The following is a 12849-nucleotide window of genomic DNA, read 5'->3' on the forward strand; positions in this document are numbered from 1 at the left end:
GCTAAACGCCGCCGTTTATCAACGGACATTTCCTCATGCGAACGATGCGCTTTTTTCATGTTCTGTGAGCGCGATCGACGCCCGAAGAACACCGCAACGAAAACAAGGGTATTTACAAGCGGCGTGGAACCCAATAAGATGCATTTAAAATGCATCATTAAAATTCTCGTCAAGATCCCAACCCAAGGAGCGCTCCCATGCTGGATAGCCAAACCATCGCCACCGTTAAATCCACCCTTCCCCTGCTGGCTGCGACCGGGCCGAAGCTGACCGCCCACTTTTACGATCGCATGTTCGCGCACAACCCGGAATTGAAAGACATTTTCAACATGAGCAACCAGCGCAACGGCGATCAGCGTCAGGCGCTGTTCGACGCCATCTGCGCCTATGCCGCCAACATCGAGAACCTGGCGGCGCTGCTGCCGGCGGTGGAGCGCATCGCGCAGAAGCACACCAGCTTCAATATCCAGCCGGAACAATACCAAATCGTCGGCGGCCACCTGCTGGCGACGCTGGACGAAATGTTCAGCCCGGGTCAGGAAGTGTTGGACGCCTGGGGCAAAGCCTACGGCGTGCTGGCCAACGTGTTTATTCAGCGTGAAGAGCAGATTTATCAGCAGAGCGAAACCGACAACGGCGGCTGGCGCGATCTGCGCGCATTCCGCATCCTGAAGAAACAGCCGCAGAGCGACGTGATCTGCAGCTTCGTGCTGGCACCGGTGGACGGCGGCCGAGTGGCGGACTTCAAACCGGGGCAATACCTGGCGGTCTATATCAAGCACGACAGCCTGGAGCATCAGGAAATTCGCCAGTACTCGCTGACCACCTCGCCAAACGGCGAGTTCTACCGCATCGCGGTGAAGCGCGAAGATCAGGGGAAAGTGTCCAACTACCTGCACCAGCAGGCGCAGGAAGGCGACGTGATCGACATCGCCCCGCCGCACGGCGACTTCTTCCTCGATGTGGCGCCGACCACGCCGGTGGCGCTGATCTCCGCCGGCGTCGGCCAAACCCCGATGCTCGGCATGCTCAACAGCCTGCACGACAACCAACACCAGGCGCAGGTCCACTGGCTGCACGCGGCGGAAAACGGCAGCGTACACGCCTTTGCCGATGAGGTAGCGGATATTGCCGGGCGTATGCCGAATCTGAGCCGCCATGTGTGGTACCGCGAGCCGGGTGCCGATGACGTGGAAGGCCGCGACTACCACAGCCGCGGATTGATGGATTTGAGCGCGCTGCAAGGCAGCCTGGCCGATCCGCAGATGCACTATTACTTCTGCGGCCCGGTGGCCTTCATGCAGTTCGTGGGCAAACAGCTGCTGGAGATGGGCGTAGAGGCCGAACGCATCCACTACGAATGCTTCGGCCCGCATAAGGTGCTGTAATGCTTGCGGAGCGCGGCCGTCAGACCGCGCTCCCTCTTCATTTCGCCTGCAGTTGGCGCGCGTCCTGCACCTGCTGCACCGTTACCGGCGCCGCCTGGTTGCCCCAGCTTCCCCGCAGATAGCTCATCAGGTCGGCCGCCTGCCGGTCGTTCAACGCCCAGCCGTAAGCCGGCATCCCGAGCGCCATCGCCTGCTGCGTGATCGGGGTATGCGCCCCTTCCAGCACCACCCGCAGCGCGGTCAGCGGATTGTCCGCCGTTACCGTGGCGTTGCCCGCCAGCGCCGGGATGGTGAAGTCGGTGCCCTCTCCCTTATTGCCGTGGCAGGTCGAGCAGTACATCGCATAGGTCGCCTTGCCGCTCGGGTTATCCGCCTGCGCAGCCTTCGAGGCGGCCCCGGCGACGGGGCCCGGCGCCAGACTGCGCAGGTACACCGCGATGGCGTTCAGATCGCCCTCGCTGAGGTACTGCGTGCTGTGGGCCACCACCTCGCTCATCGGCCCGGCGACCGCCGCATGGCGGCTGCGGCCGGTTTTCAGCAGCGCCGTCACCTCTTCCGGCGGCAGGCCGCGCAGGTTGGAAGCGTACCAGCCGTCCAGCTCGGCGCCGCTCAGGAACACCGGTTCCTTACCGTCCAGCCCCTTCTCCTGCATCGCCCAACCGCGCGGCGTATGGCAGCTGCCGCAGTGGCCCGCGCCCTGCACCAGGTAGGCGCCGCGATTCCACTCGGCACTTTGCTGCGGATCGGCCTGATACGGCTGGTCGTCGTGGAACAGCTGGTTCCACACCGCCAGCGGCCAGCGCATCGACAGCGGCCAGCTGATGTCGCTGGCGCGGTTGGCGACGTTCTGCGCCGGCACCTCGTTCATCAGATAGTCATACAGCGCGCGCATGTCTTCCGCGCTCATTTTGGCGTACGAGGTGTACGGCATCGCCGGATAAAGCCGATGACCGTCTTTGGCGATCCCCTGACGCATGGCGCGATCGAACTCTTCGAATGAGTAAGCGCCGATGCCGTGCAGCTTGTCCGGCGTGATGTTGGTGGCGTAGATAGCCCCGAGCGGCGTCGGGAATTTCATGCCGCCCGCCAATTCGGCGCCGCCCGGTGCGGTATGGCAGGCGGTGCAGTCACCGGCTTTGGCGACGTATTCCCCGGCCGACATCGCCTGGGCCGAGCCGCCGGCGGCCAGCAGGCTCAACAGGTACAGCGAACGCAGACTCATGCTCCCTCCTTGGCGGCAACCTTGCCGTAGGCCAGTTCGTTAACCGCGCGCCACGCCTGATCGATCGCCGAGTTGGCGTACGGGCTCCAGTCGGCATCGGAGTTGGCGATAGCGATCTTGCCGATCGGCTGCCGCGCCGTTTCGATGATTTTCTTGGCTTCGTCTTCGTCGTCAAACAGCCCGTTGAGGAAGTAGGAGTAACCGTGCGACCAGCGGTTGACGGTGATCGCCTGAATGTCGCGCTGATGATCGAAACCGGCCTCGCCCAGCATGCCCTGCAGCTGTTCGCGGATCATCTGTTCGTGCACTTCGAACGGCGTGCCCAGCAGCAGCGCGCGCCCTTTACGCGACTGTTCGCGCGTGCTGAGGCCGCTGCCCGGCAGCGTCGGCACATACACCATATGCAGGCCGATCGGCCGATCCGGATCGCGCGGGTGCTGATAGCCGCCCATGCTCACCGGATAGTCCAGCTTCACGCGGCTGTACGGCGCGGCCGGCGAATAGACCTCGTGCACGCCCAGCTTGATGAACGGCTGCCAGTTGCGGATCACCACCTTGCTGTACACCAGCGGCGCCTTGACGTTCTGCTTCAGCGCCTCCTGCTGCTCGTGCGACATCTCCGGCACCAGATACGGGATCATCATGTTGTAGCCAGCCATCACCACCTGCCCGGCGCGCACTTTGGTCATCTTCTCGCCGGTCATGTAGGTGACTTCCACCTTGTCGCCGACGTTGGCCGCGTGCAGCCCGGTGCTGTTCAAACGCAGCTTCACCGGCGATTCCGGCCGATCGAGCTGGCTGTAGTCGAATTTGGCCAGCACCACGTCGTTCATGTCCTTGCCTGCCGGCGCCACCGCCGGGATCAGTTGGCGCACCATCAGGCGCGCCAGCGTGGCGTTGCCGTCCGGGAAGTGGAACACGTAAGGATCGTCGAGATCCGCCTGCGACTCTTCGTCCAGCGGCGGCAGATTCATGCCGTCAAGGCCCGGCAGATCGCAGATGCGCGCATCGCTGCACGAGGTGCCGTCAATACCCACCGCCTGGAAGTCGTTGGTGGTCTGCTGGAAATAGCGGATCGCCAGTTCGCTCAGGCCCACCTTCTCGCGCAGGAACTGGGTATAGCTGTGGGTATCGAGCCACTCGACCTTCTGCTCCAGCGTCATCTCTGGCAGATAATCCTTCTCCACCGTGTGTAGCGCGATCAGCGCCTGGCGATCGCTTTCCGGCAGCGGGAAATCGCCGATGAACGCTTCATAAGAACGGCCGTTGAGCCGATCGCGCGGAATGTCGTCCGCCACCGTGCGCCCCGGATCGCCGCTCACCACCTTGTCGACGCCGAAGTTCTTGCGATCGAAGTAAACCCCGCGGCTCAAATTCAAATCCGGGTAGAAGGTGGTGTCGAAAGCCTGCTCCAGTTGGTCGATATCGACGCCGAGCTTGCGCAGCAGCCCCATCGCCACCGGGCTGAAGTTGGAGCGCGGCGACTGCAACGATTCGCTGCCGCCGTAGCCGAGCAGCATGCCGTCGTCGGTGTTGAATTCGTTGCGCTTGGCGTGGCCGCCGAAGTCGTCGTGGTTGTCGATCAAAAGAATGCGCTGCCGCTCGCCTTTCAGTTGCTGCCAGAAACAGGCGGCCGCCAGCCCGCTGATGCCGGCGCCGACCACCACCAGATCGAACTCTTCAACGGCGGGTACGCTGCCGAAATCAAAGGTTTTGCCGTCGCGCCCCAACTGGTGCGCATGCTCGAACGAGCCCGGATGGTTGCCCCGCAACCCGGTCAGCGCCGGCGGATAGTACAGGGTTTGATTGGCGGTTTGCGGCGACGCGCGCAAGATTTGCAGCGGCGTCAACCCGGCGGCGATGGTGATCGCCACTCCGTTGAGAAAATCGCGTCTGGTGATACCCATATAGGCTTCCTTTCAATTTTTATTATCATCAGCCGGCCGGAGCCGGCTCGAAGGCCGCGCTATTGTGCGGATAATTACTGTAAAATCAATGTTTGAACATCACATGACGAATGGCCGTGTAATCCTCCAGCCCGTACATCGACATATCCTTGCCGTAGCCGGACAATTTCTGGCCGCCGTGCGGCATTTCGCTCACCAGCATGAAGTGGGTGTTCACCCAGGTGCAGCCGTATTGCAGGCGGGCGCTTAAGCGATGCGCGCGGCCCACGTCGCGGGTCCACACGGACGACGCCAGCCCGTAATTGGATTCGTTCGCCCAGGCCAGCACCTGCTCTTCGTCGTCGAACAGCGTCACCGTCACCACCGGGCCGAATACTTCGCGCTGCACGATCTCATCGTCCTGGCGCGCGCCGGCCAACAGCGTCGGCTGGAAGTAGTAGCCCGGCCCTTTCACCTTCTCCCCGCCGGTCACCACCTGTACGTGCGGCAACGCTTTGGCTCGCTCGACAAAACCGGCCACCCGCTCCAGATGCTGGGCGGTAATCAACGGCCCCAGTTCGGTGCTCTCGTCGTCCGGCGCGCCGATCTTCAGGCTGGCCACCGCCTCGCCCAACCGCTTGACCAGCTCGGGATAAATGCTTTTCTGCGCGTAGATGCGGCAGGCGGCGGTGCAATCCTGCCCGGCGTTGTAGAAGCCGAAACCGCGAATGCCGTCCACCACCTGCTGCAGATCGGCGTCGTCAAACACCAGCACCGGCGCCTTACCGCCCAGCTCCATATGGGTGCGCTTAATGCCGGCGGCGGTGTGGGCGATAATGTGCTCGCCGGTGGCGATCGACCCGGTCAGCGACACCATGCGCACCTTGTCATGCCCGGTCAGCCGATCGCCCACGCCGGCGCCGCGCCCGAACAGCACGTTGAGCACGCCCGGCGGGAACAGCCCGGCGGCCAGTTCGGCCAGTTTGAAGGTGGTCAGCGGCGTCTGCTCAGAAGGCTTGATCACCACGCAGTTGCCCGCCGCCAACGCCGGCGCCAGCTTCCAGGCCGCCATCATCAGCGGGTAGTTCCACGGCGCGATCGAAGCCACCACGCCGAGCGGATCGCGGCGGATCATCGAAGTGTGCCCGGCCAGATACTCGCCGGCCGCCATGCCGGTCAGGCAGCGGCTGGCCCCGGCGAAGAAGCGAAACACGTCGGCCACCGCCGGCAGTTCGTCATTCAATACGCAGTGATAAGGCTTGCCGCAGTTGAGCGACTCCAGCCTGGCGAAGGTCTCGGCATGCTCATCGATCAGATCCGCCAGCTTGAGCAGATGCTCGGCGCGCTCCTTCGGCGTGGTTTGCCCCCAGGCGGCGAACGCGGCGTCCGCCGCCAGCACCGCGCGATCGACCTGCTCCGGGCTGGCCTCCGCCACCTGCGCGATCACTTCGCCGGTCGCCGGGTTATACACCGGCTGGGTCGCGCCCTGGCCATTCACCAGTTGGCCGTCAATCAACAGTTGGCTTTGCATAGGGTTATCCTTTTATCAGAGGTCGGGTAAGGAAATTATTTGCCGCTGCCGGCGACGCTTTCTCCACCTTTGGTCAGGTAGTAAGCGCCGAGGATCGGCAGCATGGTCAACAGCATCACCGACAGCGCCACCACGTTGGTGATTGGTACGTCGCGCGGGCGGCCGAGCTGGTTCAGCAGCCACAGCGGCAGCGTGCGCTCGTGGCCGGCGGTAAAGGTGGTCACGATGATTTCGTCGAACGACAGCGCAAACGCCAGCATGCCGCCGGCCAGCAGCGCCGAGCCGAGGTTCGGCAAGATCACGTAACGGAAGGTTTGCCAGCCGTCGGCGCCGAGATCCATCGACGCTTCGATCAGGCTGTACGAGGTGCGGCGGAACCGGGCGATGACGTTGTTGAACACGATCACCACGCAGAACGTCGCATGGCCGACGACGATGGTCAGGATGCCGGGCTCGATGTTCAGCGCCTTGAACGCCGCCAGCAGCGCCAGGCCGGTGACGATCCCCGGCAGCGCAATCGGCAGCAGCAACAGCAGCGAAATGCTGTCCTTGCCGAAGAAATCGCGCCGATACAGCGCCGCCGCCGCCAGGGTGCCGAGCACCAGCGCGATGGCGGTCGCCAGGCAGGCGATCTGCGCCGACAGCAACACCGCATCGATAATGTCCTGCCGCCCGGCGGCGACGTTGAACCAGTGCAGCGTGAAGCCCTTCGGCGGGAAGCTGAAGGCCGCGTCCTCGGTGTTGAAGGCGTAGATGGCGATGATCGCCAACGGGAAATGCAGGAAGACAAGTCCGCCCCAGGCGGCCAGCTTCAGCCCTAAGGGCGCGCGTTCAGAGTGCATCGAAAGCCCCCAGACGTTTGACGATGGAAAGATAGATGGCGATCAGGACGATCGGCACCAGCGTAAAGGCCGCGGCCATCGGCATATTGCCGATCGCGCCCTGCTGGGCGTACACCATGCTGCCGATGAAATAACCCGGCGGCCCCACCAGCTGCGGCACGATAAAGTCGCCCAGCGTCAGCGAGAAAGTGAAGATCGATCCGGCGGCGATGCCCGGCACCGCCAGCGGCAAAATGACGTGGCGGAAGGTCTGCGCCGGCCGGGCGCCCAGATCCGCCGAAGCGTGCAGTAGCGAGGGCGGCAGGCGCTCCAGCGCCGCCTGGATCGGCAGGATCATGAACGGCAGCCAGATATAGACGAACACCAGAAAACGCCCCAGCCCCGAGGTCGACAGCGTGTTGCCACCGACCCCGGGCACCGTCAGCAGCGACGCCAACAGCGGCTCCAGCCCCAGGTGCTGCAGGAACCACTGCGCCACGCCATCTTTCGCCAGCAGCAAAGTCCAGGCATAGGCTTTGACGATATAGCTGGCCCACATCGGCATCATCACGGCGATGTAAAAGAACGCCTTGACGCGGCCGCTGGTGTAACGCGCCATGTAATAGGCGATGGGGAACGCCAGCGCCGCGCTGGCCAGCGACACCAGCACCGCCATGGTCAGCGTGCGCAGGATAATGTCGTAGTTGGCCGGGTTGAACAGCGCCGCGAGGTTGGCGAAGGTCAGATCCGGCGTCACCGCCATGGTGAAATCGTCGAAGGTGTAAAATCCTTGCCACAGCAGCGTCAGCAGCGAACCGAGGTACACCGCGCCGAACCACAGCAGCGGCGGCACCAGCAGCAAAAGCAGATACAGCGTCGGCCGGCGATAAAGCCAGGTCGACAGCGTGCGCACGGTGCCGCCACGCGCCGAGGGGGAATCGATGCTCATGTCCATCTCACCTCTCCTCCAGCAGCGGCACCATCGCCGCGCGCGGCCAGCAGGCGACGATCGGCTGGCCGATCTGCCGCTGTTGCCCTGCGGCGATCCACTGCGGATTGGCCTGGCTGACCAGCAGCTTTTCGCCGCCGTTCAGCGCGATTTCATAGCGCGTGGCCGCGCCCTGGTAATGGATTTCCTGCAGCGTGCCCTGCACCTGGATCTCGTCCTGCGCCGCGCCGCCGTGCTCCAGCAGGCGGATATGTTCCGGCCGGATCGAGAAGGTTCGGCTTTCGCCGAGCAGGCGCTGTGCCAGCTCGCTGCGCACCACGTTGGAGGTGCCGACGAACTCGGCGACGAACGGCGTCTTCGGCCGCATGTAAAGCTCGCGCGGCGTATCCACCTGTTCGATGCGGCCGTTATTGAACACCGCCACCCGATCGGACATCGACAGCGCTTCGCTTTGATCGTGGGTGACGAAGATAAAGGTGATGCCCAGCTGACGCTGCAGCTTCTTCAGCTCGCCCTGCATCTGCTCGCGCAGCTTGAGATCCAGCGCGCCGAGCGGCTCGTCCAGCAGCAGCACCCGCGGCCGATTGACCAGCGCGCGCGCCAACGCCACGCGCTGGCGCTGGCCGCCCGACAGGTGCGCCGGTTTGCGTTCGGCAACGAAACCGAGCGCCACGCTCTCCAGCGCCTCTTGCGCCCGCGCCAGCCGCTCGCGTTTGGCGACGCCCTTCACCATCAGGCCGTAGGCGACGTTTTCCAGCACCGACATGTGCGGGAACAGCGCGTAATCCTGAAACACGGTGTTCACGTCGCGCTGGTACGGCGGCAGGTTGGCGGCTTCCTGACCGTGAATGCGAATCGAGCCGGAAGTCAGCTGTTCAAAGCCGGCGATCAGGCGCAGGCAGGTGGTTTTGCCCGAGCCGGATGGCCCGAGCATGGAGAAGAATTCCCCGTCCTGAATATCGATGGATACCCGATCCACGGCGCGAACATCGCCGAAAGTCCGCGAAACATCGATGAATTGCACGGCAATGGTCATTTTCTGTGCTCCATACGGATGTAATTCGGGCGCAGCGGGCTGCGCCCCGCGGCTTAGCGGCCGCCCATGATGGCGATGTAGTCCTGGGTCCAGCGACTGTACGGCACGAACTTGCCACCCTGCGCCTGAGGCGTTTTCCAGAAGGCGATTTTGTCGAACTGGTTGAAGCCGTTGGTTTCGCAGCCCTTCTCACCCAGCAGCGCGCTGGCCTTGCAGCCCGCCGGCGAAGCCGGTACCGACCCGAACCAGGCCGCCACGTCGCCCTGCACCTTCGGCTCCAGCGACCAGTTCATCCACTGGTAGGCGCAGCTCGGGTGTTTGGCGTCGGTATGCAGCATGGTGGTATCCGCCCAGCCGGTCACGCCCTCTTTTGGGAACACGGTGGCGATCGGCTGCCCCTCGCCCTTCAGGGCGTTGGCCTGATACGGCCAGGCGCTGGAAGCCACCACGCCTTCGTTTTTAAAGTCGCTCATCTGCACCGAGGTATCGTGCCAGTAGCGGTGGATCAGCGCGTGCTGGCTGCGCAGCAGCTTCAGCGCCGCCTGATACTGCTCTTCGTTGAGCTGATAAGGATCGCTGATGCCGAGCTGCGGCTGGGTGGCCTTCAGGAACAGCGCCGCGTCGGCGATGTAGATCGGGCCGTCGTAAGCCTGCACCCGCCCCTGGTTGCTCTTGCCGTCCGGCAGGTTCTGCTGCTGGAAGATCACCGCCCAGCTGTCCGGCGGCGTCGGGAAGGTTTTGGTGTTGTACATCAGCAGGTTCGGCCCCCACTGGTACGGCGTGCCGTAAGTTTTGCCGTCCACGGTATACCAGGCGCCGTTCAGCAGGCGCGGATCGATGTTCTTCCAGTTCGGGATCAGCGCGGTGTTGATCGGCTGCACCCGCTTGCCGAAGATCAGGCGCAGCGAGGCGTCGCCGGAGGCGGTCACCAGATCGTAGCCGCCCTTGGCCATCAGGCTGACCATTTCATCGGAGGTGGCGGCGGTCTTCACGTTCACCGCACAGCCGGTTTGCTTCTCAAACTGGGTGACCCAGTCGTAGTTTTTGTCGGACTGGCCGCGTTCGATGTAGCCGGGCCAGGCGATGATGTCCAGCCGGCCTTCGCCTTTGCCCAGCGACTGCGGCAGATCGGCCGCCTGAGCCAGGCCGCACAGCACGGTGAGACAGAGCGCGGAGACGGTGGTGGTGACTGCGGTAGTTTTTCTCATCGTAATTACCCCTGTGTTGCGTATCTGTGTGCGGCAGGGAACGGCTGCCGCCCGATTTTGCTTTATAGAACCGCTAGAAGCTGGCTTTGAACTTCGCCATTACGTGCCTGACAACGCTGTAATCCTGCAGCGAATCGCTGGACAGATCCTTGCCGTAGCCGGAGCGTTTCAGGCCGCCGTGCGGCATTTCGCTCGCCAAGGTGAAATGGGTGTTGATCCAGGTGCTGCCGTACTGCAGATGGGCGGCGATGTGCAGCGCCCGATCGATATTTTGCGTCCACACCGACGAAGCCAGCCCGTATTCCGAGTCGTTGGCCCACTCGACCGCCTGCGCCAGATGCTCGAAGCGCGTGACGCTGACCACCGGGCCAAACACCTCGCGCTGCACGATCTCGTCGCTTTGCAGGCAGCCCGCCAGCAGGGTCGGCTGATAGTAGAATCCCGGCCCGGAGTGCGCCGCGGCGCCGGTGATCAATTCGATATGCGGTTGGCTGAGCGCCCGCTCGACAAAGCTGGCGACGCGATCGCGCTGGCGGCTGCTTATCAACGGGCCGATCTCGTTGTCCTGATCGCGCTTGCGGGCAAAGCGCAGGCTGGCAACCGCCTCGCCCAGCGCGTCCACCAGCTTGGGATAGATGCCCGCCTGCGCGTAGATGCGGCAGGCGGCGGTGCAGTCCTGACCGGCGTTGTAATAGCCGTAGGTGCGAATGCCGTTGACCACTTCGTCGAGATCGGCGTCGTCACAGACGATCACCGGCGCCTTGCCCCCCAGTTCCAGGTGGGTGCGCTTAACGCTTTTGGCCGCCGCCTGAAGAATTTTTTGCCCGGTGACGATATCGCCGGTGACCGACACCAGCCGCACCTGCGGGTGCCCCACCAGCTGGCTGCCGACCCCTTCACCGCCGCCGTAGACGATATTCAGCACGCCCGGCGGCAGGATCTCCTGCAGCGCGGGCACCAGCGCCAAAATGGTCAGCGGCGTATGCTCGGAGGGTTTAAACACCACGGTATTGCCCGCCGCCAGCGCCGGCGCAATCTTCCACGCCGCCATCATCAGCGGATAGTTCCAGGGGGCGATCGAGGCCACCACGCCGATCGGATCGCGGCGGATCATCGAGGTGTGGCCGGGCACATATTCGCCGGCCAGCTGCCCTTGCTGCGTACGCACCGCGCCGGCGAAGAAGCGGAACACGTCGACCGCCGCCGGCAGATCGTCATTGAGCGCCTGATGCAGCGGTTTGCCGCAGTTGAGGGCCTCCAGCTGCGCCAGCTGCGGCGCCTGCCTCTCGATGGCGTCGGCAATGCGCAACAGCAGCGTGGCGCGCTGGGCCGGTGTAGTGCGCGACCAGTGGCCAAATGCCTGCTGCGCGGCTTTCACCGCGCTGCCAACCTGCGCCGAAGAGGCTTCGGTCAGGGCGATCAGCGTCTCGCCGTTGGCCGGATTGACGATGCATTCCTGCTGGCCTTCGCCGTCGATAAGCTGACCGTTAATGAACTGCTGACAGGACAAACCTGAGAGAACTTGCACATCTGCCATCGCCTGACGCCCCTAAGTGACAAAAACGTTAACCAAATGTGAATAAGTTAGTTTTAATCAGCCTAAGCGAGCCTCTGGCGGGCAACAAATTCTAAATACTGAACGCCGCGTTCGATTAAATCGAATGCTTAAGCCCGGCGGCGTGTTTGCTGCCGTTCTCGCGCGCGATGGTGATGAACGGCGTCACCAGTTCCGGCCGCGCGCTGCCGCGCCGCCACGCCAACCCGATATCCAGCGGCTCCAGCAGATCGTCCAGTTTGCGTGCCTCGATCATGTTGCCTTCCAGCGACCAGGCGCGGTACGCCATGTCCGGCTGGATAGACACCCCCATCCCCGCCGCCACCAGGCTGCGCACCGCCTCGGTCGAGGCGGTCTTCATGGCGATCTCCGGCTTCAGCCCGGCGCGCGCCCAGATGCGCCGCGCGTGCACGTCCATTTCATCGGCGTTGAGCTGGATCAGCGGCTGTTTAGCCACGTCCGCCAGGCTGATGCTCTCGTGCTCCAGCAGCGGGTGCAGCGGCGGCAGCCACAGGCGATACGGCGAGTGCATCAGCACCTCGGTCTGCAGCGCGTCGCGGTCTTCGATGTTCGACAAGATCAGCACGCCGATGTCGATCTCGCCGCTGACCAGCAGATGCTCGATGTACGGGCGTTCGTCTTCAACCACCTGCACGGTGACGTTGGGATAGGCCGATTTAAAGCGCGTGAGCAGTTCCACCAGGAAGTAGCCCGCCACCAGACTGGTGACGCCGATGGTCAGCTTGCCGGTCAGGCTTTCGGTGCCGATCTGCAGGCTGCGCTTGGCGTTGTCCACCGTCGCCAGGATCAGATACGACTGGCGTAGAAACTGATGCCCCTGATGGGTCAGCGTCATGCCCTTGGCATGGCGATCGAACAGCCGCACGCCGATCTCGGTTTCCAGCTGCTGGATAGCGAGCGTCAGCGAAGACTGGGAGACAAACACCGCCTGGGCGCCGGCGGAGATCGACCCGGTTTCCGCCACCGCGATAAAGTGGCGGATTTGGCGTAACGTCATCATCCCCATCGCCTTTCAAGCCGCTGCGTTGTTGTCTGCGTGCTATTACGTGGCCCATCCGTAGGCCACGCCCTAACGGGCCGCTGCGAGCAGCGTTCAAATCTGCTCCCGGCAGATTTGTCCCCCCAGTCACTTACTTGAGTAAGCTCCTGGGGATGCACGCCCTTGCCGCCTAGCCGCAACTTGAAATTCATTGGGGATCACCTTAATCAAAATAGTTACGTTGATTGTAGAT

10 protein-coding genes are annotated in these 12849 nt (G+C 63.5%); 1 reads left to right on the forward strand and 9 read right to left on the reverse strand.

What is annotated here, in order from left to right:
• Positions 1-197 precede the first annotated feature (197 nt).
• Positions 198-1388, forward strand: coding sequence for an NO-inducible flavohemoprotein (gene hmpA, locus HWW83_RS11625; RefSeq protein ID WP_176589310.1), 1191 nt, complete (start codon positions 198-200; stop codon positions 1386-1388).
• 37 nt (positions 1389-1425) lie between these two features.
• Here hmpA and HWW83_RS11630 read toward each other — a convergent pair whose 3' ends face one another.
• From HWW83_RS11630 to HWW83_RS11670, 9 genes are all read right to left on the reverse strand, one after another.
• Positions 1426-2610, reverse strand: coding sequence for a c-type cytochrome (locus tag HWW83_RS11630; protein WP_033644102.1), 1185 nt, complete (start codon positions 2608-2610; stop codon positions 1426-1428).
• Complete coding sequence (locus HWW83_RS11635) at positions 2607-4517, reverse strand: NAD(P)-binding protein (protein ID WP_176589311.1); 1911 nt, start codon at positions 4515-4517, stop codon at positions 2607-2609. The genes HWW83_RS11630 and HWW83_RS11635 overlap by 4 nt, the downstream gene beginning before the upstream one ends.
• Before the next feature lie 85 nt (positions 4518-4602).
• Positions 4603-6027, reverse strand: a complete 1425-nt coding sequence (gene patD / locus HWW83_RS11640; RefSeq protein WP_033644104.1) for an aminobutyraldehyde dehydrogenase — start codon at positions 6025-6027, stop codon at positions 4603-4605.
• 35 nt (positions 6028-6062) lie between these two features.
• A complete protein-coding gene (locus HWW83_RS11645) occupies positions 6063-6869 on the reverse strand; it encodes an ABC transporter permease (protein WP_016929774.1) in 807 nt (268 codons plus the stop codon).
• Complete coding sequence (locus HWW83_RS11650; RefSeq protein ID WP_176589312.1) at positions 6859-7803, reverse strand: ABC transporter permease; 945 nt, start codon at positions 7801-7803, stop codon at positions 6859-6861. The genes HWW83_RS11645 and HWW83_RS11650 overlap by 11 nt, the downstream gene beginning before the upstream one ends.
• Position 7804: 1 nt before the next feature.
• Positions 7805-8833 carry an ABC transporter ATP-binding protein gene (locus HWW83_RS11655; protein ID WP_033644106.1) on the reverse strand — a complete coding sequence of 343 codons (1029 nt, stop codon included), beginning with the start codon at positions 8831-8833 and terminating at the stop codon, positions 7805-7807.
• Positions 8834-8886: 53 nt separating this feature from the next.
• Entirely contained in the window at positions 8887-10041 is a 1155-nt protein-coding gene (gene ydcS, locus HWW83_RS11660; RefSeq protein ID WP_033644107.1) for a putative ABC transporter substrate-binding protein YdcS, read from the reverse strand.
• Positions 10042-10114: 73 nt separating this feature from the next.
• Complete coding sequence (locus HWW83_RS11665; protein WP_042785220.1) at positions 10115-11578, reverse strand: gamma-aminobutyraldehyde dehydrogenase; 1464 nt, start codon at positions 11576-11578, stop codon at positions 10115-10117.
• A 115-nt stretch (positions 11579-11693) separates the two neighbouring features.
• On the reverse strand, positions 11694-12617 hold the full coding sequence (locus tag HWW83_RS11670; RefSeq protein WP_176589313.1) for a LysR substrate-binding domain-containing protein: 924 nt from the start codon (positions 12615-12617) through the stop codon (positions 11694-11696).
• Positions 12618-12849 lie beyond the last annotated feature (232 nt).

Source organism: Serratia ureilytica, assembly GCF_013375155.1.
GTDB lineage: Bacteria > Pseudomonadota > Gammaproteobacteria > Enterobacterales > Enterobacteriaceae > Serratia > Serratia ureilytica.

Coding starts and splice junctions, on each gene's coding strand:
- hmpA (WP_176589310.1), top strand. CDS start 198: ATGCTGGATAGCCAAACCATCGCCACCGTTAAATCCACCCTTCCCCTG.
- HWW83_RS11630 (WP_033644102.1), bottom strand. CDS start 2,610: ATGAGTCTGCGTTCGCTGTACCTGTTGAGCCTGCTGGCCGCCGGCGGC.
- HWW83_RS11635 (WP_176589311.1), bottom strand. CDS start 4,517: ATGGGTATCACCAGACGCGATTTTCTCAACGGAGTGGCGATCACCATC.
- patD (WP_033644104.1), bottom strand. CDS start 6,027: ATGCAAAGCCAACTGTTGATTGACGGCCAACTGGTGAATGGCCAGGGC.
- HWW83_RS11645 (WP_016929774.1), bottom strand. CDS start 6,869: ATGCACTCTGAACGCGCGCCCTTAGGGCTGAAGCTGGCCGCCTGGGGC.
- HWW83_RS11650 (WP_176589312.1), bottom strand. CDS start 7,803: ATGGACATGAGCATCGATTCCCCCTCGGCGCGTGGCGGCACCGTGCGC.
- HWW83_RS11655 (WP_033644106.1), bottom strand. CDS start 8,833: ATGACCATTGCCGTGCAATTCATCGATGTTTCGCGGACTTTCGGCGAT.
- ydcS (WP_033644107.1), bottom strand. CDS start 10,041: ATGAGAAAAACTACCGCAGTCACCACCACCGTCTCCGCGCTCTGTCTC.
- HWW83_RS11665 (WP_042785220.1), bottom strand. CDS start 11,578: ATGGCAGATGTGCAAGTTCTCTCAGGTTTGTCCTGTCAGCAGTTCATT.
- HWW83_RS11670 (WP_176589313.1), bottom strand. CDS start 12,617: ATGATGACGTTACGCCAAATCCGCCACTTTATCGCGGTGGCGGAAACC.